This is a genomic window from Pseudoxanthomonas dokdonensis (assembly GCF_001431405.1).
Classification (GTDB): Bacteria; Pseudomonadota; Gammaproteobacteria; order Xanthomonadales; family Xanthomonadaceae; genus Pseudoxanthomonas_A; species Pseudoxanthomonas_A dokdonensis.
Map to the genome: position 1 here is coordinate 557,987 of NZ_LDJL01000011.1, position 18,685 is coordinate 576,671.

Here is an 18,685-nt window from a genome sequence, read left to right on the forward strand (position 1 = left end):
AACGTCACGGGCATTGGCCCGAGCCATTGGCCTTGGTACTGGAAAAGCGGCTGCCGGCGGCGATCGACAGACGACGCTGGTTTTCCGCCGGGTAGGTGGTCGGCATGCAGACGGTCAGCGCGTTGTCGTCGCTGACCAGCAGGCCATTGGCTTCGCGCAGCAAGCCGTCGGCGCGGAAGGTGAACGCGGCACGGGTGCTGGAAACGCCGACCGGAGCCTTGGCGCCGACGCTGCGCAGGATTTCACCGGCACTGTCGACCGTCAGCCAGTTGTTCCAGGCGCCGGCAGCCGCGGCGCAGGTGGCGCCATCGGTGGTCCTGCAGACGGTGATCCGCTGGTTGCGGCGCACGGCCTCGGTACGGGCCAGCTGGAACGAGGTCACCAGTTCGTTGACGTTGGCGGTCAGGCGGTTGTTGTTGATCAGCGAGGTAAAGCTGGGCACGGCCAGCGTCACCAGCACGGCCAGTACCGAGAGGGTGACCATCAACTCGATCAGCGTGAAGCCCGCCAGCGCGCGCCATGCACCGGCAGGCGCAGGAGCCGAAGACGAACCATTGAATTTGCGTTGCATACGCCGCTTCCCCAAGATAGCGTCTGGTTACCCTAGTCCCGCCCGGGTACCGGCGCCAGACCTTAGCCGATGCGCGGCGGGCTGGACAGGGCCAACGGTAGAGACCCTGCGCCATGTCCACATCCGGGCGTGATGACATTCACCCATTCTGTGGCCCGCCATGTCCGACAGCCGTTTGCCAGTCCATCCCATCGACGCCCTGTGGCAGGCGCCGGTGCTGATATGGACATTGCTCGCAGGCGAAGGCCTGGCCGTGATCCTGAGCCTGGCACCGGGTGTGTCAAGCGACCGCTGGGTCTATTTCGGCCTGGCATCACTGGTGATCCAATGGGTGCTGCTGCTCAGCCTGGGGGTGCTGTATCTGGCCCGCCGCTGGTTGTTCAACCTGCAGCCGCAGTTCATCGCCTACCTTGCCCTGTTGGCGATGCTGGCCGCGACGTGGGCGATATTCTGGCTCAGCTGGCGGTTGACGCCAGGCATGTGGAGCGGCGCTGATACCGACTGGCGGACGCCGCTGCTGCGCTTCACCGGCATCGCCGTTACCGTCGGCCTGCTGGCGCTGGCCGCATTCCAGAATCATTGGCAGGCCCGGCAGCTGGCAGTGCGCGCCAGTCAGTCCGAGCTTGAATCACTGCAAGCGCGGATCCGCCCCCACTTCCTGTTCAATACACTCAATACCGCCGCTTCGCTGGTACACCAGCAGCCCGGCCGCGCGGAAACGCTGCTGCTGGATCTGTCCGATCTGTTCCGCGCCGCGCTGCGGCATTCGACCCTGGTCAGCCTGCGCGAAGAGCTGTCGCTGGCGCAGCGCTATCTGCAGATCGAAGTGTTGCGCCTGGGTCCGCGACTTCGACTTGAGTGGGACGTTGCGGCCATGTTTCGCGACATCCGGATACCGTCATTGAGCCTGCAACCTCTGGTGGAAAATGCGATCCGGCACGGCATCGAGCCGCTTCCCGACGGCGGAACGCTGTCAGTCAAGCTGGTCCAGAACGATAACGCGATCGTCATCGAAGTAAGCAACAGCATCGATGCCCGGCACAAGAGCATCGACACCACCGGTCATCAGATTGGCCTCAGTGGCGTGCGTGCGCGGTTGCGGGCGATGCTCGGTGACAGTGCCCGGCTGGAAACCCGGATCGAATCAGAGCGCTATGTCGCCACTTTGTATTTCCAGTGGGACGCTTAGACCCGTATCCGTCTTCCCCTCTTCTCCTGTAGCGCGGAGCCTGCTCCGCTGCATATTCCATCAATCGACCAATTACCGGCGTCGCATGGCAAGCAGCGGAGCAAGCTCCGCTCTACGGGATGGGGGTTGATCGTCGCTCAGGTCACCACCCGGTAACACGGTTTGTATTCGCCGGCGATTTTCATACGGCGCTGTTCGACGAAGGCGCGCAGCAGGGCGTCCAGCGCCTGCATCATGTCGTGGTCGCCGTGGATTTCGAACGGGCCGAACTGTTCGATGCGGCGCATGCCCTCTTCCTTGACGTTGCCGGCGACGATGCCGGAAAACGCGCGGCGCAGGTCGGCGGCCAGTGCATGGGCGGCGCGTCCGTGGTGCAGGTCCAGCGCGGCCATCGCTTCGTGGCTGGGGATGAAGGGCTGCTGGTATTCGCCCGGGATGTCGATCGACCAGTTGAAATAGAACGAGTCCTTCTGGGCGATGCGGTATTCGCGGACCTGGCGGACACCGGCGGTCATCTGCCGTGCCACTTCGACCGGGTCGCCGATGATGATCTGGTAGCGCGAGGCGGCCTGTTCGCCCAGCGTGAGGCGGATGAACTTATCGATCTGTTCGAAGTACGGAGCGGCGATGGTCGGGCCGGTCAGGATCAGCGGGAACGGCAGGTGCGCGTTCTGCTCGTGCAGCAGGATCCCGAGCAGGTACAGGATTTCCTCGGCGGTGCCGACGCCGCCGGGGAACACGATGATGCCGTGGCCCATGCGTACGAACGCCTCCAGGCGCTTCTCGATGTCCGGCATGATCACCAGGTGGTTGACGATCGGGTTCGGTGATTCGGCGGCGATGATGCCGGGCTCGGTGATACCGATATAGCGCGTGTTGCGCTTGCGCTGCTTGGCATGGGCGATGGTGGCGCCCTTCATCGGGCCTTTCATCGCGCCGGGGCCGCAGCCGGTGCAGATGTCGAGTCCGCGCAGGCCCAGCTCGTAGCCGACCTGCTTGGTGTACAGATACTCGTCACGCGAGATCGAATGGCCGCCCCAGCACACGACCAGATTGGGATCCTGCGGCTTCAGCACGCGGGCGTTTCGCAGCAGGCCAAACACTGCGTTGGTGATGCCTTCGGAAGACTCCAGGTCGGCCGCGTACTGCGGGCCCAGTTCAATCGCGGTGTAGGCCAGATCGCGCACCACCGCGAACAGCAGCTCGGCGATACCGCGGATGATCACGCCATCCACAAACGCCATCGCTGGTGCATTGACCAGTTCCAGACGCACGCCGCGGTCCTGCTGCAGCACCTGGATGTCGAAGTCCGGGTACAGGTCGCGTGCCGCGCGCGGGTCGTCCGAAGCGCTGCCGCTGGTCAGCACCGCCAGCGCGCAACGGCGCAGCAATTCATGCATGCCGCCGCTGGAGGCATCACGCAGGCGCGCCACTTCGGCGCGCGACAACACATCCAGGCCCCCTTTCGGATAGATGCTCGCATCCTGCACCGGCAAGGATCGTTCGGCCGCTTCACTCATATCTGTTTCCTGTCTTCGATGTGTTGTCCCAGGCGATGACTTTAGCGCTTTCGGCCGGGTTTGCGCATTCCCACAAAAAAAACGGCCGGGTTTCCCCGGCCGTCTGTTGTTGCGGTTGCGCTGGCAATCAGAACTGGTAGCGGAAGCCCAGCTGCATCGACCATTGCGAGACACCGACATTGAAGCCGTCGGCGTCGGAGTTGGCCGGCACGGCCGCTTCCGGCGAGGTGAAGTTGTAGATGTACTTGCCGCTGGCCGGGTCGATGCCGGCATAGCGCAGCACGCCTTCATCAGCATAGAAGCCGTAGTCGTAGATGTGGCCCCAATCCTTGTTGATCAGGTTGCCGATGTTCTGGATGTCCAGCCAGATTTCCGACTTGTGGCCTTCCATGAAGCCTGGCAGCTGCTGGGTGATGCGCACGTCGAAGGTATTGACCCAGTCAGCACGACCGGAGTTCTGCGGGGCGTACTGGCCCTTGTACTTCTGCAGGTTCTCTTCGTTGCTCAACCAGTCGAAGAACGCCTGCTCCATCGCCGCGCCACCGGAGAACTGCACGTCACCCGGACCCGACGGCACATACAACAGGTCATTGGTACGGCTGTCGCCGTTCATGTCGTTGCTGTAGACGTAGCTGTACGGACGACCGCTGCGACCTTCGTAGACCAGGCCAACCTGGGTCTGGTAATCGCCGAAGAAGGCATGCTTCCAGGTCACCGAACCGCTGAAGCGGTCCTTGATCTCGTAACGTGCGGTGCTCAGCGTGTCGGCATTGGCATTGAACACATAGTTGTAGTTCCAGCCCGAGGTCGCGGTGGAGCTGGTCAGGCCACTGACTTCCTTGGCGTCGGTGTAGGTGTAGGCCAGCGACCATGCCCAGTCGCTCTCGACCGACCACGGCCGGGTCAGGCTGACAGTGAACTGGCTGGAACGGCCCTTGTCGGTGGTATCCAGCAGCAGTACGTCACCAAAACGCGGGTCGCGGTTGGCGCGTGCGCTACCACTGCCAGTAGCAATGTTGCCCCAGAACAGGTCACGGCCGTCCTGGCCGGTACCGGTCGGCTCACCCAGGTCCAGGCGCTGGTAGAACAACGCGGTATTGACCTTGGTCAGCAGCAATTCGGCCGAAGCGACGATGCCGTACCACGGCAGCTCCTGGTCGAATGCCAGGTTGGCTTTCCACACCGACGGCTGTTCAAAATCATTGCTGACGAAATTGACGTTCTGGCGCGGCGTCGAAGGCGAGGAGCCGTCGGCGTAGACTTCGACCTGAGTGTAGTTGAGGCCAGTGGTGTTGTAGGCATTGCTCAGCCACACCTGCGGCGACTCGCCCTGGAACAGGCCGATGCCACCACGCAGCTGGCTGGGCAGCTCGCTGTCGAAGGTGTAGTTGAAGCCAAAACGCGGCTGCCACAGGAAATCACCACCGCCGACGTCGCTGTTGTCGTAGCCATAGAACTCGGATGCTTCGGCGTTGTAGACCGGATCCTTGTTGGTGTCGTACTTGTCCGCACGCAGGCCCAGGGTCAGGGTCAGGTTGGCATTGACGTACCACTGATCCTGCACGAACAGACCGGTGGTCTTGTAGGTGTAATCCGCTGCCATGTTGCTGACGTCCCCGCCCAGCGGATTGCGGTACTGGGTATAGCTGGGCGTGTCGCTGGCGAAGTCGGCGATGCTGTTGTAGGTGAGGAAGCCATCCACGTACGGCGCGTAGATGTTGTAGATGTCATTGGTGCTGTAGTCGATACCGAACTTCAGCTCGTGGTCGCCAAAGGTGAAGATGCCGGCGCCGTAGTAATTCCAGGTTTCGTTGTACAGCTCGTTGTACTGGCTGTTGGTTTCGGTACCCATGTACAGGTACGGGGTCTGGCCAACGTTCTGGCTGTTGGGCTCGCCGAATGCCAGCTGGATGGCCGGGGTACCCTTGGCCGGCGGCGTGCGTACCGCCGAGTAGTCGCGGTAGGAAACCTTGAACTCGGTCGAGAAATTATCGGTCCAGTCACTGAACAGCTGGCCGACATAGCTTTCGACCGACTTGTCGTGCTGGTACCAGTACGAGCTCAGCGAAGCTTCGGTGGAACGACCGTAGCCGTTGATGCGCAGCTTGCTCTGGTCCAGCTTGCTGTAACGCAGGCTGGCACGGTGGGCGTCGCTGATGTTCCAGTCCAGCTTCAGCGCGTACTCTTCCAGATCGGTGTCACCATTGCTGTCGGTGCCGCCGGCCGGGACGCCATAACGATCTTCGAAAATCGTCTGGGCCTGGGAAATCTGGTCGGCGGTCACCGAACCATTGCCAATCGCGCTGCCGGCGACGTCGGCACCCGGTGCTTCCTGGGTGAACTTTTCGTAGTTGGCGAAGAAGAACAGCTTGTCCTTGACGATCGGGCCACCGAAGGTCGCGCCGTAGGTCTGTTCCTTGGTGAAGCCGTTGAAGGTGTCGCCACCCGGATCGTCACCGACCCAGTCGCCATCACGGTAATAGCCGTAGACCGAACCGTGGAAATCGTTGGTACCGGACTTGGTCACCGCATTGACGGTGGCGCCGGTGGCGGCGGCGATGCTGACGTCGTAGTTGGACAGGTTGACGTCAATGGCTTCGATGGCTTCCATCGACACCGGCTGGCGGCGGGTCGGCATGTTGTTGCCTTCCAGGCCGAAGGTGTCGCTGGCCGACACGCCGTCGATGCTGATCGAGTTGTAGCGCGGATTCAGGCCGCCGGCCGAGATCGAGCCGGACGCGCGATCGACGAAGGTCACGCGCGGATCCAGGCGCATGTAATCCTGGATGTTGCCGCCCTGCGAAGGCAGCGAGTTGATGGTGTTCTGGTCAATCGAGACGCCCGAACCCATCTTGTTGGCGCTGAAGATTTCCGAGCCACCGCTGTAGCCGACCGCCTGGACCGCGCCAAGGGTGGTCATGTCGCCGGTGAGCGAGGCATTGACCGTGTTGACGGTATTCAGATCCAGGTACACGTTGTCCTGGGTGCGGGTGCCCGCGCCTGACTTGTTGACGGTGACTTCGTACGGACCACCCACACGCAGGCCGCGGGCGTTGTAACGGCCGCTGGCATCGGTGGTGACCCGGCTGACCGTGCCGGACTCGACATGGGTGATGGTGACTTCCGCGCCGGCGACCGGCTGGCCATCGGCACCGGTGACCACACCGCCGACGCCGGCCGACGTGCTCTGGGCAAAGACGGGAGCGGCGGCCAGGGCGGCGACCAGGCCAAGCGCGAGCTTGGACATGCGAAGACAACGGTGTTGGTTCATGAGTGAAAGCCTCAGGACAAGTTGGCGAAAGCGAAACTGGGCATCAACCGGACACGGCGAGGAGCAGGCAAGGCCTGTGAGAGTCAAATAACGGCATCCCTGACCCACGCGCACGACCGCGATAAGGTTAATAAGAGGTTAACACGATAGGACCAATTTGTGACGGTACCGTGACAAACATTCTGCAGTGCAGCACGGATTTACCGACGGCCGGCGCCGTCGCAGCCATCGGGGGTCAGATGTTGGGTGGGCTCAACTTGAGGTAGGTGCCGATGCCGTCCAGCAGCATCTGCACCGAGATGGCCACCAGCAGCATGCCCATCAGTCGCTCCAGCGCGATCAGGACGCTGCGGCCCAGCCACTTGTACAGCACCGTGGCCGAGACCAGGATCAGAGCGCTGGCGGCCCAGGCCACGAACAGAGCCAGGCTCCAGTCCATCAGCCGGTCCGGCTCCTGGCTGCCCATCAGCATCACCGCCGCCATGCCCGAAGGCCCGGCCACCAAAGGGATGGCCAGCGGCACGATGAACGGCTCGCCGCCGGGCAGATCGCCCATCAGCCCTTCCGGACGCGGGAAAATCATCCGGATGCCAATCAGGAACAGCACGATGCCGCCGGCGATGGCGACCGACTCCTGGCGCAGGTGCATCAGTTCCAGCGCATATTTGCCACCCCACAGGAAGCCCATCAGCACCGCCAGCGCAATCAGCAGCTCGCGCACGACCACGAAGCGCTGGCGCTTGGGCGGCAGTGGCTTGAGCACGCTGAGGAACACCGGGATGTTGCCCAGCGGGTCGAGAATCAGGAACAGCAACAGGGCGGCGGAAAGAATGGTCATGCGCGCAGGCTCCAGATTCGGCCGTCGTGGGCGGCGCCGTCGGTTGACAGCAATGTGACACAGGCGTTGCCGTAACGGGCGGCATCAGCGGTCTGCGGGTCGTGATCATCGGCGTAGGCCCTGGCCCGCAGCGGGGTGCGCATCGGGCCCGGTTGCAGCGCGCGCACATGCACGCCGCTGTTGGCCAGTTCCGCGGCCAGCATCTGTACCAGCGCGCTACGGCCATGCTGGGCGACGCCATAGCCGCCCCAGTAGGCCTGCCCTACCCGCTGCAGGTCTTCCAGCACGAACGCGAGCACGCCATGGCTCGACTGCCGGAGTAGCGGCAGGCAAGCCTGGCTGAGCCACCACGGCGCGGTCAGGTTGACGTGCAATGCACGCGCGAATGCGGCCGGGTCGGTGTGTTCCAGCGGGGTCAGGCCCTTGAACTCGGCCGCGCAATGCAGCACGCCGTCCAGCCTGCCCAGCTCTGCCTCGATGCGTTGCGCCATCTCCGCGTAGTCGTCGGCGCTGGCGCCCTCCAGATCCAGCGGATACAGCAACGGCTCGGCACCGGCCTGGGCGACCGTGTCATACAGCCGGTTCAACTTCGGCAGCTTGCGTCCGGCCAGCACCAGGGTGGCACCGGCCCTGGCGCAGGCCAGCGCGGCTTCGCTGCCGAGCCCGCCATGGGCGCCACTGATCAGCACGACCTTGTCGGCCAGCGGGCGCGGCTGCGCCATCGGCAAATCAATCAGGCTCACTGGGCGATGGCTTCCGAGACGATGCGTTCAAGCTCACCGGACTCGAACAGTTCGAGGGTGATGTCACAACCGCCAATCAGTTCGCCATGGATGAACAGTTGCGGGAACGTCGGCCAGTTGGAAAAACGCGGCAGGTTGGCGCGGATTTCCGGCTCCTCCAGCACGTTGATGGTGTACAGCTGCTCGGCGCCGGCGGACTTCAGCGCCTGGATCGCCTTGCTGGAAAAACCGCACATCGGGTACTCGGGCGTGCCCTTCATGAAAAGGATGATCGGATGGTTCTCGACCTCCGCCTGGATGCGGGCCATGACTGGCATGCTGTTTTTCTCCTGCGTTGACGGTTTGCAAACCGCCGTCGGTTACACTTTCGGTTCATCCCGCCGACGTTCGCCGGCAGGGAACGTATTGTAAGCCCTATGCGTCACAGTACCGACGCTTTCCATTCCGCCTAGCGTAAGGATCCAAGCCATGGCCATTGAACTGCCCCCCCTTCCGTACGACCGTACCGCCCTGGAACCGCACATCTCCGGCGAGACCATCGATTTCCACTACGGCAAGCATCACAAGGCCTACGTGGACAATCTGAACAAGATGATCGAAGGCACCGAATATGCCGACATGCCGCTGGAAGAGATCATCCGCAAATCGCAGGGTGGCGTGTTCAACAATGCCGCCCAGGTCTGGAACCACACCTTCTACTGGAACTGCCTCAAGCCCAGCGGCGGCGGCGAGCCGACCGGCAAGCTGGCCGAGCTGATCAACCAGGCGTTTGGCGATTTCGCCAAGTTCAAGGAAGAGTTCAGCAAGAACGCAGTGACCACTTTCGGTTCCGGCTGGGGCTGGCTGGTGCAGCGCGCCGATGGTTCGGTGGCCCTGGCCAGCACCTCCAACGCGGTCAACCCGCTGGTCGGTGACGATACTCCGCTGCTGACCGTGGACGTGTGGGAACACGCGTACTACATCGACTACCGCAATGCGCGTCCGAAGTACGTCGAATCATTCTGGGCGCTGGTCAACTGGGACTTCGTCGCCAGCAACCTGCGCTGAGTCCAGCAAACAGCAGAACAAACGGCCGGATCATCCGGCCGTTTTTTTTTGCAGCGTTGGCCAGGCTCAGCCGCCGAGTCGGGCGATGACCGGGGCCACCTGCGCCTGCCGGTCGAGCTGTGCGCCGACCTTGCGCAGCCCTTCGGCCAGCGTGGCCGGAGCGTCGGCACGCAGGGTGGCATGGCCAACCTTGCGGCCTTCACGGCCCTGCTTGCCATAGTCGTGCCAGTGACCGCCGGGCTGGCCCAACACCGCCGTTGCCTCCGGCATGTGGCCAATCCAGTTCAACATGCAGGCGTGGCCGATCATGCCGGTATCGCCCAACGGCAATCCCAGTACCGCCCGCAGGTGGTTTTCGAACTGCGAGGTCTCCGCCCCTTCAATGGTCCAGTGCCCCGAGTTGTGCACGCGTGGTGCCATCTCGTTGGCCAGCAGCTCGCCGTCGCGGCAGAACAGCTCCAGCGCGAACACCCCGACGTAGCCGGTCTTCTCGGCCAGCAGGCGGGCATATTCGATTGCGGCCTGCTCGACCGCTGGTGATGCCGTGGCCGGCGCCAGACTGGCCGACAGCACCCCGTCGACATGCCAGTTCTCGGTCAACGGCCAGGTCCGGAACTCACCGTCGCGGGCGCGTATCGCGACCACCGACAGTTCACGTTCGAACGGCACGAACGCTTCCAGTATCAGGCCGACAGTCTGCGCCTGCGGCCCCAGCGCCTGCCACGCCGCATCGACATCGGCCGCGCTCTTGATCCGGAACTGGCCCTTGCCGTCGTACCCCAGGCGCCGGGTCTTGAGAATGGCGGGAATACCGACTTCCTGCAGCGCCGCGTCCAGTTCCTCCCGCGAAGACAGCGCGGCGAAGGCCGGCACCGGAATGCCCAGCTCGCGGAACAAGGTTTTTTCAGCCAGGCGGTCCTGGGCAATCGCCAGCGCCCGCGGATTGGGGAACACCGGTACCCGTGCGGCCAGCCACTCGGCGCTTTCGGCCGGCACGTTTTCGAAGTCGAACGTGGCGACATCGACGCGCCCGGCGAAATCGGCCAGCGCAGCTTCGTCCCGATAGTCACCCACCAGCAACGGCGCGAACTGGCCGGCGCAGGCGTCGGCGACGGTATCCATGGTCAGGAAGCGCAGCCCCAGCGGCGCACCGGACAATGAAAGCATGCGGGCCAGTTGCCCGCCTCCGAGAATGCCTACCGTGGTCATTGGCGCGGATCGTCGCTGGCCATGACGTCGTCGGTCTGCTTGGCCCGGAAGCCAGCCAGGGCGGCGCCGATGGCCGGATATTCCACGGCCAGAAGTGCCGCGCTGAACAAGGCGGCATTGGCGGCACCGGCATTGCCGATGGCGAACGTGGCGACCGGGATGCCGGCCGGCATCTGCACGATCGACAGCAGCGAATCCATCCCGTTCAGTGCCTTCGACTGCACCGGCACCCCGAGCACCGGCACCGCGGTCTTGGCCGCCAGCATGCCAGGCAGGTGGGCAGCGCCACCGGCACCGGCGATGATCGCCCGCAGACCGCGCGCCGCAGCCTGGTCGGCATAGGAAAACAGCACATCGGGAGTGCGGTGGGCCGACACCACTTTGACTTCGTAGGGCACGCCCAGCGCATCGAGCTTCTGCGCGGCGTGTTGCATGGTCTCCCAGTCAGAGCGGGAACCCATCACGATGCCCACCACGGGGCTGGATGAATTGGCGGTCATGGCCGTCCTCGGTCGCAAAGACGTATTCTACCCTTCTGCCAGAACGACGTTGGAACCATGGATCGCAAACTGCTGGATATCCTCTGCTGCCCCACCACCCGCCAGCCGCTGTCACTGCTGGATGCGCGCGGCATCGATTCGCTCAACCAGGCCATTGCCGGCGGCGGCGTGCGGCGCGCCGACGAAACCGCGCAGACCACGCCACTGCGCCAGGCGCTGGTGACCCAGGACCGCAAGCGCGTGTACCGGGTCGAGGACGGGATCCCGGTGTTGCTGGCCGAGGAAGCCATCGCGACCGCGCAAATCGCTGATTTCCCGGCCAAATGAGCCGCCCGGACGTGCAGGCCGCGCCCGCGGTCGACCCGGAACTGGTGCTGGCCGATGTGCGCCGCGCCCTGGCCGAGGATGTCGGCAGCGGCGACGTCACCGCCGCATTGCTGCCGGACACTGCAGACGTCGCCTATCTGTTGTGCAAACAGGACGCGGTAATCGCCGGACGGCCGTGGTTCGACGCCTGCCATCGGCTGCTGGACCCGTCGGTGCGGATCGACTGGCGGGTCGAGGAAGGTCAGCGGGTGGCCGCCGGTACCGTACTGGCGACCCTGCAGGGGCATTCACGGTCCCTGGTCACCGCCGAGCGCACCGCGCTCAATTTCATCCAGACCCTGTCGGCGACGGCGACCACCACCGCTGCCTACGTCGAGGCCGTGCACGGCACCGCCGCGCGCATCCTCGATACCCGCAAGACCCTGCCCGGCCTGCGCATCGCGCAGAAGTACGCGGTCCGCTGCGGCGGTGGCCACAACCACCGCATCGGCCTGTACGACGCGGTGATGCTGAAGGAAAACCATATCCGTGCCGCCGGTTCGCTGAGTGCTGCCACCCTCGCCGCACGGCAGCTGCATCCGCAGTTGCCGCTGATTGTGGAAGTGGAAACGCTGGCGCAGCTGCGCGAAGCCATCGACTGCGGCTGCGACCGCATCCTGATCGACGACTTCGACCCGGCGACCCGGCGCGAAGCGGTGCGCATCACCGCCGGGCGGATTCCGCTGGAAGTTTCCGGCAGCGTGGATCTGGACAGTGTCCGCGGCATCGCCCTGGACGGCGTCGATTGCATTTCCATCGGCGGCCTGACCAAGCATGTGCGCGCGATTGATCTGTCGATGAAACTGGGACCACCGCCGGCTATGGCCGCTACACAGGCGCGCCCGGATGGGACCTGAAATCATCCTGGTGATGATCGCCGGTGGCGCGCTGTTCTTTTACTGGAACGCAGCGCGCGATGCCGCCGAGCATGCCGAGCGCCTGGGCCGCAACGCCTGCGATGCGGCTGGCGTGATCTGGCTTGACCAGACCGTGCATGCACATGGCATCCGCGTGCGACGTGGCGATGACGGCAAGCTCGGCTTCGAACGCAGCTTCCGTTTCGAGTACTCGCACGACGGCATCGACCGCCATATTGGCCGACTGGTGCTACGCGGCCGGCGGCTGGTGTCGTTCATCGGTCCGGTGCGGCCTTCGGTCAGCGAGTTCCCGCCGCGCACACCGCTGTCGTAGCGCGCGAGTGGCGGCGATTCGAGAAAGCGCTGCATCAAGGGATGCAGGCTGATAACAGCCGGTACCGTTACTTGACCACGCGCAGATGCGGCCGCTTGCCGGTCGAAGGTGTCGGCGGCGACGGTGTGTCGTCGTCGCCATCGCCGCTGTTGTCGGACACCAGCACGTACGGGTTGCCGCTGTCCTCGGCCGAGGTCTCCTGATCCGAGGGTTCCTGCGGATCGGCGGTGTGGGCGGTGTCTTCCGGCAGCGCCATGCCCTGCCCGGTTTCACGCGAATAGATCGCCACCACCGCCGACATCGGCACCATTACCGGAAAACTGACCCCGCCGAATCGAGCCGAAAAGCTGACGCTGTGGTTGTCGATATGCAGCCCCTGCACCGCGCGCTGGGCGATGTTCAACACCACTTTGCCTTCCTTGACCGTGCTGGCCGGTACCTGCACGCCGGGCTGGGTCGCATCCACCAGCAGGTGTGGGGTCATGTCGTTGTCAGCTATCCATTCCGCCAGGGCCCGCAAAAGATAGGGGCGGTAACTGGTCATGGCGGGAACGTGGTCGGTCATGGCACTCGAAGGGTCGGGATTGTGGGTAGCAGTGTCGCACGAAGCAGGTGAGCCTGGCCCAACGCACGCATCGTGCCGCCGCGACCGGCAGCCACGGCGCGGCGGCGGTGCGGTCAATCGTTCAAGGCTTGATGACCTTGCCGGCGGCTTTCCTGGTCGTGTCCTGCAACACGTCCTTGTCGTGGTCATCGGCGTCATCCTGGTCGCGGGAAAGCACGCCATCGCGGTCGTCCTTGTCACCCGCCAACGCGTCCTTCTTGTCGTCCAGCCCCATGCTGTCCTTGGCCGCCTCCTTGGCGTCACAACGTCCGCCCACGCCGACCGTGGCCTTGGCCGCGGCGCTCTTGGCGGCTTTTTCCGGGGTGCATTCGGGATCCAGAACACCGGCACTGGCGTGGCCGGCGAACGCCACCAGCAGCAGTCCAGGCAGCAGGGATTTCAGGGGCAGTGCTTTCATCGTGATTCCTCCTTTGGCGACAGGGGAACAGCCGCGTCCGCGATACGGACACCCGGCTAGGATACGCCCGCCATGGCAGGCAAAGCCAAAACCGGCCACAGCGGCTGGCGCTGCAGTGCCTCTCCGCTGGCGCCCAGGCACTAAAAAGCCGGCCCCGTGGACCGGCTTGTGCGGCGACCAGCCAGCTGGCTGCCTCAAGCTGCGATGGGCGGCTCGACCAGGCGCAGCCGGCGGGCCGCAGCCGGGTTCAGACCGGCAGTTCGCGCAGCTTCTTTTCGCTGTCGGTCAGGCTGCGGGCAAATCCCGGGTGGCGGAAGATGCGGTTGCCATAATCCTCGATCGCCTTGCCGTCCTTCGGCAGGGCCACGTCCAGCGCCTGCAGGCGCCAGATGATCGGTGCCATCGCGCAATCGGCCAGGCTCATTTCCGGATTGAGGAAGAACTTGCTGGCCTTGAACAACGGCACCGAAGCGGTCAGCAGCTCGCGCAGGCGTTTGCGGCCGGCATCGGCCTGGGCCTTGTTGCCCAGCTGGATGGCCTGCACCTGCGGCACCCAGTCGTGCTCCAGACGCAGCATCGCCAGCCGCAACCGCGCCCGCGACAGCGGATCGACCGGCATCAGCGGCGGATGCGGATAGCGTTCGTCCAGGTATTCGCTGACCACCGAGGCGGCATACAGCACCAGCTCGCGCTCGACCAGCGTCGGCACCGAATGGTACGGATTGAGATCAATCAGATCTTCCGGCGGATTCTGCGAGTCGACCGGAACGAAGTCGTAACTGACCCCTTTGGCCGCCAGAACCAGGCGTACGCGGTGGCACAGCACGTCATCGGTGGAAGAAAACAGTGTCAGTGTATTGCGCATAGATGCACTCGCAGCCCTCAGGCCATCAGACGACCGGAATCCGCCGATCGCGCCGATGCCGGCAGCCCCTTGCTGACGGTCATCACGGTAGTCGAGTGTGCAATTCCCAGTCGGAAAAGCCAAGTGGCTGGATGGCACGGCTGCGTGCCACCCGGCCCGACCCTCCGGGTTGCCCCGGAGGTGAATACAACGTCAGTGCACCAGCTTGTCAGTGCACGTCCTTCCAGTATTCCTGCTTCAGCAGGTAGGCCAGGAACGTCAGCGCGGCCAGGAACAGCAGCACCCACACGCCCAGGCTGTTGCGCTTGAGCGCGGCCGGCTCGCCGGCGTATTCGAGGAAGTTGGTCACGTCACGGACGACCTGATCGAACTGCGCTGCGTCCAGACGACCCGGCTGGGTGACCTTCAACGCCTCGACATGGCGTTCGCCAATCTCGTCCGGCGCGCTGAACTCGGCGTGCTGCAGGCCCTGCAGTTGCCACAACGGGTTAGGCATGGAGGCATTCGGGAACAGCTTGTTGTTCCAGCCCAGCGGCCGGCTTTCGTCCAGGTAGAACGACTTCAGGTAGGTGTAGATCCAGTCGCTGCCGCGCGAACGTGCAATCAGGCTCAGATCCGGCGGCATCTTGCCGAACCACTTGGTCGCCGGGTCGTGCGGCATTGCCACTTCGACGTGCTCGCCGAACTTGGCGCCGGACAGGTTGAGGTTGTTCATGACCTCGTCTTCGGTCAGGCCCAGATCCTCGGCCATGCGCGAATAGCGCAGGTATTTCAGCGAGTGGCAGCCGGAGCAGTAGTTCATGTAGATCTGAGCGCCGCGCTGCAACGAGGCCTTGTCGCCCAGGTCGTTGCCGGCATGCAGGGTGCTGCCGCCCTCGGCAGCGGCGACCGACATCGACAGCAGCATGCCGCCGAAGAAGATCGCTGCGCGCTTGAAGAACGTGCGGGAGGTGATGTTGTTAGTCATGCGTCGTCACCCGTTCCGGCACCGGCTTGGTCTTGTCTAGCTTGGTCCACAGCGGCATGGTGAGGAAGAAGAGGAAATAGAACACGGTCAGGCCACGGCCGATATAGGTCTCGACGATGTCGGTACCCGGGCCGGCGCCAATCTTGCCCAGCCAGACGAAGGCCAGCGCGAACACGCCCAGCAGCACCTTCGACAGCAGGCCGCGGTAGCGGTAGGACTTGACCTTGGCCCGGTCCAGCCACGGCACCAGGAACAGGATTGCGATCGCGCCAAACATCACCATCACCCCGCCCAGTTTGTCCGGGACCACGCGCAACATGGCGTAGTAAGGGGTGTAGTACCAGACCGGCTTGATGTGTTCCGGGGTGACCAGGCGGTTGGCTTCGACGAAGTTGTCGTGTTCCAGGAACCAGCCACCGAAGGCCGGCGCAAAGAAGATGATGAAGGCACCGATCATCAGCAGGAAGCCGACACCGACCAGATCCTTGACCGTGTAGTACGGGTGGAACGGGATGCCATCGGCCGGCTTGTTCGGATCCCAGCGGTTGCCCTTCGGACCCTTCTTGATTTCGACGCCGTCGGGATTGTTGGAACCGACTTCGTGCAGCGCGCCCAGGTGCAGTACCACCAGCAGCAACAACACCAGCGGCAAGGCGATGACGTGCAGGGCGAAGAAGCGGTTGAGGGTGGCGTCGCCGGGCAGGTAATCGCCCATGATCCATTCGGTCAGGCCGTTGCCGATCACCGGAATCGCGCCGAACAGCGAGATGATCACCTTGGCGCCCCAGAACGACATCTGGCCCCACGGCAGCACGTAGCCCATGAATGCTTCGGCCATCAGCACCAGGTAAATCAACATGCCGAGGATCCAGACCAGTTCGCGTGGCTTCTGGTAGCTGCCGTACATCAGGCCGCGGAACATGTGCAGGTAGACCACGATGAAGAACAGCGAGGCACCGGTGGAGTGCATGTAGCGGATCAGCCAGCCCCACTCCACGTCGCGCATGATGTACTCGACCGAAGAGAACGCTTCGGCGGCACTGGGCTTGAAGTGCATGGTCAGGAAGATGCCGGTCAGGATCTGGTTGACCAGCACCAGCATCGCCAGCGAACCGAAGTAGTACCAGAGATTGAAGTTCTTCGGCGCGTAGTACTCGGTCATGTGCTTACGGTACGTAGGCATCATGTTCGGCGCGCGCGCGTTGACCCAATCCATCACGCCATTGGCGGTACGGGTAATGATGTTAGACATGGCTTATGCGGCTCCCTGCGGGTCGACACCGATGACGATGGTGTTGTCGTCCTGGTAATGGTGCGGTGGCACCAGCAGGTTGATCGGTGCGGGCACGCCCTGGAACACCCGTCCGGACATGTCGAAGCGCGACTTGTGGCAGGGGCAGAAGTAGCCACCCTTCCACTCCGGGTCGTATGGCTCGGGCTTGATTTCCGCGACCATCTCGGGCGAACAGCCCAGATGCGTGCAGAGGCCGACCAGCACCGAGATTTCCGGCTTGATCGAGCGCGCTTCGCCGGTGATGTAGGCCGGCTGCTGATCCTTGTTGGTCGATTGCGGATCGCGCAGGCGATCGTCCAGGGTCGGCAATGCATCCAGAATCGCCTTGGAGCGCTTGACGATCCAGATCGGCTGACCGCGCCATTCCAGGATCAACCGCTGCCCTTCCTGCAGGCCGGTCAGATCGGCAATCACCGGCGCGCCGGCCAGTTTGGCCCTCGCACTGGGATTCCACGACTTGATGAACGGTACTGCTGCAAAACCGGCACCCACCGCACCCACAACAGCTGTGGTAGCAGTCAGGAACCGGCGTCGGCCCGTATTCACAGGCTCATTGACCCCATCATTGGCCATCCGGCACTCCGCAAAACAAATTAGGTAGCTAAAGGGCTGCCAAGGCCACCGCCTGTACCACGACGGGGGCCGCAAAAGACGGCAAAGTGTAACGGATGGATGAACGAATCGACAACATGGCCTGAAGAATCAGGTAGTTGCGAGGTTCGCAAACTCGCAAAGGCGCCAACCGTTATCAGTGTGACCCGCCGGCACTGCGGTAGCGTTGCGCCAGCAGGCCCACGCGTTCGACATAGCGCTGGGTTTCCTTGTACGGCGGCACCCCGCCATGGCGGTCAACCGCGCCCTCACCAGCGTTGTAACCCGCGGCGGCCAGGGTCAGATTGCCGTTGAAGCGCTTCAGCAGCCACGACAGATATTTCACCCCGCCACGGATGTTCTGGCCGGCATCGTAGGCATTGGTGACCCCGAATCGAGCCGCGGTGGCCGGCATCAACTGCATCAGGCCCTGGGCACCGGCGTGTGACAACGCCAGCGGGTTGTAGGCGGATTCGGCGTGCATGATGGCGCGGATGATCGATTCGTCGACGCCAAACTCGCGTGAGGCGGCACTGATTTCCGTCTGGTAGGCGGCGGTGTTCAGGCGCACGTTGCCGAAATTGAGGCCCGGGTTGCCGCAGGCGTAGCAGGTCTCGATGAAGCTGTACTTGATGGTGCGCACGCTGGCCACCGCGTCGGCGCCCTTGGGCCGGCTGCTGGTGTAGTGACGCACACCATCCTTGATGTAGGAATACACCTGGCCGCTGACCACCCGGCGCGAACCGCCGCCACTGCCGCTGCTGGAGGAACTGACCGGAATCATCCGGGCGCTGCTGGATTCGGCCGGGCTTTGCACCGCGCCCATCGCCGCGCCGCCGCTGGTTGCAGGCACCGCCGGGCTGGCCGACGCCACCGACGGTTGCGAGACGCTGGCCACGCGGCTGGCCCGCGGATCGGGGGTATAGCGGCTGACCACCTCGCAGCTGGCGCCACCGACGCGCTTGCTGACGTAATTGGGAATGCCATCGGCGCCGGTGCACTTGTACAGCGTGCCGGCACTGGCCGGCAACGCGGTCAGCGCCAGCAACATCATCCCCAGCTTTGACATCCCCTTCATGCGCCGCAGTGTCCCAACTTGCGGGCGGCTTGCCAAGGGGGGCGCGACGAGCTCGGCACGGCGGGAGTCCTGGTAGTGGGTCGGCCGGCGGCGACCGGGGAACAGCTGACAAAACGGCCGGTTTGCTGGATGAAACGCGGATTGGCGGCGCCGGCGGCCGCCCGCGGAGCTCAAAACCGGGGCGACACGCTCTACACTAGCGGCCCTGCCCGTCCTCGAAGACCGCCTGGATTAACCGCCAGCCCCGGCCCGCCTGCCCATGACCACTGAAAACACCCTGCTCGACCTGCCCTCGGCCGCGCCCTCCGCGCCGGTCCCCGCCCGCGGCAAGCTGTACATCCAGACCCACGGTTGCCAGATGAACGTCTACGACTCGGCCAAGATGGCCGACGTGCTGGCCGCCGCCGAGGGACTGGAACTGAC

General features: G+C 64.1%; 20 protein-coding genes. 5 read left to right on the forward strand and 15 right to left on the reverse strand.

What is annotated here, in order from left to right; all coding sequences use genetic code 11:
- Positions 1-4 precede the first annotated feature (4 nt).
- On the reverse strand, positions 5-571 hold the full coding sequence (locus tag ABB29_RS12235) for a GspH/FimT family pseudopilin (RefSeq protein WP_083487849.1): 567 nt from the start codon (positions 569-571) through the stop codon (positions 5-7).
- Between the two features lie 160 nt (positions 572-731).
- Here ABB29_RS12235 and ABB29_RS12240 point away from each other — a divergent pair, with 160 nt between their 5' ends.
- Positions 732-1,760, forward strand: a complete 1,029-nt coding sequence (locus ABB29_RS12240; protein ID WP_057659361.1) for a sensor histidine kinase — start codon at positions 732-734, stop codon at positions 1,758-1,760.
- A 137-nt stretch (positions 1,761-1,897) separates the two neighbouring features.
- Here ABB29_RS12240 and ppnN read toward each other — a convergent pair whose 3' ends face one another.
- From ppnN to grxD, 5 genes are all read right to left on the reverse strand, one after another.
- Positions 1,898-3,280, reverse strand: coding sequence for a nucleotide 5'-monophosphate nucleosidase PpnN (gene ppnN / locus ABB29_RS12245; RefSeq protein ID WP_057659363.1), 1,383 nt, complete (start codon positions 3,278-3,280; stop codon positions 1,898-1,900).
- A gap of 127 nt (positions 3,281-3,407) precedes the next feature.
- Complete coding sequence (locus ABB29_RS12250) at positions 3,408-6,527, reverse strand: TonB-dependent receptor (RefSeq protein ID WP_057659365.1); 3,120 nt, start codon at positions 6,525-6,527, stop codon at positions 3,408-3,410.
- A gap of 259 nt (positions 6,528-6,786) precedes the next feature.
- Positions 6,787-7,389, reverse strand: a complete 603-nt coding sequence (locus ABB29_RS12255; RefSeq protein ID WP_057659367.1) for a YhgN family NAAT transporter — start codon at positions 7,387-7,389, stop codon at positions 6,787-6,789.
- Positions 7,386-8,111 carry an SDR family NAD(P)-dependent oxidoreductase gene (locus ABB29_RS12260; protein WP_057659528.1) on the reverse strand — a complete coding sequence of 242 codons (726 nt, stop codon included), beginning with the start codon at positions 8,109-8,111 and terminating at the stop codon, positions 7,386-7,388. The genes ABB29_RS12255 and ABB29_RS12260 overlap by 4 nt, the downstream gene beginning before the upstream one ends.
- 17 nt (positions 8,112-8,128) lie before the next feature.
- Positions 8,129-8,449: a Grx4 family monothiol glutaredoxin gene (gene grxD, locus ABB29_RS12265; RefSeq protein WP_057659369.1), complete on the reverse strand. Its 321-nt coding sequence runs from the start codon at positions 8,447-8,449 to the stop codon at positions 8,129-8,131.
- A 151-nt stretch (positions 8,450-8,600) separates the two neighbouring features.
- On the opposite strand from grxD, the gene ABB29_RS12270 reads away from it, so the two are divergent.
- On the forward strand, positions 8,601-9,179 hold the full coding sequence (locus ABB29_RS12270) for a superoxide dismutase (RefSeq protein WP_057659371.1): 579 nt from the start codon (positions 8,601-8,603) through the stop codon (positions 9,177-9,179).
- 66 nt (positions 9,180-9,245) lie between these two features.
- Here the strand turns inward: ABB29_RS12270 and ABB29_RS12275 are convergent, their stop codons facing one another.
- Together ABB29_RS12275 and purE are read right to left on the reverse strand one after the other, a co-directional pair.
- Complete coding sequence (locus ABB29_RS12275) at positions 9,246-10,388, reverse strand: 5-(carboxyamino)imidazole ribonucleotide synthase (protein WP_057659373.1); 1,143 nt, start codon at positions 10,386-10,388, stop codon at positions 9,246-9,248.
- Positions 10,385-10,888, reverse strand: coding sequence for a 5-(carboxyamino)imidazole ribonucleotide mutase (gene purE, locus ABB29_RS12280; protein ID WP_057659375.1), 504 nt, complete (start codon positions 10,886-10,888; stop codon positions 10,385-10,387). Before purE ends, ABB29_RS12275 begins: the two co-directional genes overlap by 4 nt.
- A gap of 57 nt (positions 10,889-10,945) precedes the next feature.
- Between purE and ABB29_RS12285 the strand changes: the two genes are divergently transcribed.
- From ABB29_RS12285 to ABB29_RS12295, 3 genes are read left to right on the forward strand one after another with little or no spacing between them, the layout of a single operon-like run.
- The gene (locus ABB29_RS12285; protein ID WP_057659377.1) at positions 10,946-11,215 is read left to right on the forward strand and encodes a Trm112 family protein; all 270 of its coding nucleotides are present in this window, start codon (positions 10,946-10,948) and stop codon (positions 11,213-11,215) included.
- The gene (gene nadC / locus ABB29_RS12290; protein WP_057659379.1) at positions 11,212-12,111 is read left to right on the forward strand and encodes a carboxylating nicotinate-nucleotide diphosphorylase; all 900 of its coding nucleotides are present in this window, start codon (positions 11,212-11,214) and stop codon (positions 12,109-12,111) included. Before ABB29_RS12285 ends, nadC begins: the two co-directional genes overlap by 4 nt.
- Positions 12,101-12,445 (forward strand): DUF3301 domain-containing protein, encoded by a 345-nt coding sequence (locus ABB29_RS12295; protein ID WP_057659380.1) that lies wholly within the window; start codon positions 12,101-12,103, stop codon positions 12,443-12,445. The genes nadC and ABB29_RS12295 overlap by 11 nt, the downstream gene beginning before the upstream one ends.
- A 67-nt stretch (positions 12,446-12,512) precedes the next feature.
- Here the strand turns inward: ABB29_RS12295 and ABB29_RS12300 are convergent, their stop codons facing one another.
- The 7 genes from ABB29_RS12300 to ABB29_RS12330 form a co-directional block, all read right to left on the reverse strand.
- Entirely contained in the window at positions 12,513-13,010 is a 498-nt protein-coding gene (locus ABB29_RS12300; protein WP_057659383.1) for a ClpXP protease specificity-enhancing factor, read from the reverse strand.
- A gap of 121 nt (positions 13,011-13,131) precedes the next feature.
- Entirely contained in the window at positions 13,132-13,467 is a 336-nt protein-coding gene (locus ABB29_RS12305) for a hypothetical protein (RefSeq protein WP_057659385.1), read from the reverse strand.
- A 247-nt stretch (positions 13,468-13,714) separates the two neighbouring features.
- Positions 13,715-14,332 carry a glutathione S-transferase N-terminal domain-containing protein gene (locus tag ABB29_RS12310; protein ID WP_057659387.1) on the reverse strand — a complete coding sequence of 206 codons (618 nt, stop codon included), beginning with the start codon at positions 14,330-14,332 and terminating at the stop codon, positions 13,715-13,717.
- A gap of 208 nt (positions 14,333-14,540) precedes the next feature.
- The gene (locus ABB29_RS12315) at positions 14,541-15,299 is read right to left on the reverse strand and encodes a cytochrome c1 (protein WP_057659389.1); all 759 of its coding nucleotides are present in this window, start codon (positions 15,297-15,299) and stop codon (positions 14,541-14,543) included.
- Positions 15,292-16,551, reverse strand: a complete 1,260-nt coding sequence (locus ABB29_RS12320; RefSeq protein ID WP_057659391.1) for a cytochrome b — start codon at positions 16,549-16,551, stop codon at positions 15,292-15,294. Before ABB29_RS12320 ends, ABB29_RS12315 begins: the two co-directional genes overlap by 8 nt.
- A 3-nt stretch (positions 16,552-16,554) precedes the next feature.
- Positions 16,555-17,166, reverse strand: coding sequence for a ubiquinol-cytochrome c reductase iron-sulfur subunit (gene petA, locus ABB29_RS12325; protein WP_057659393.1), 612 nt, complete (start codon positions 17,164-17,166; stop codon positions 16,555-16,557).
- Positions 17,167-17,341: 175 nt separating this feature from the next.
- Complete coding sequence (locus ABB29_RS12330) at positions 17,342-18,262, reverse strand: lytic transglycosylase domain-containing protein (RefSeq protein WP_057659395.1); 921 nt, start codon at positions 18,260-18,262, stop codon at positions 17,342-17,344.
- Positions 18,263-18,685 lie beyond the last annotated feature (423 nt).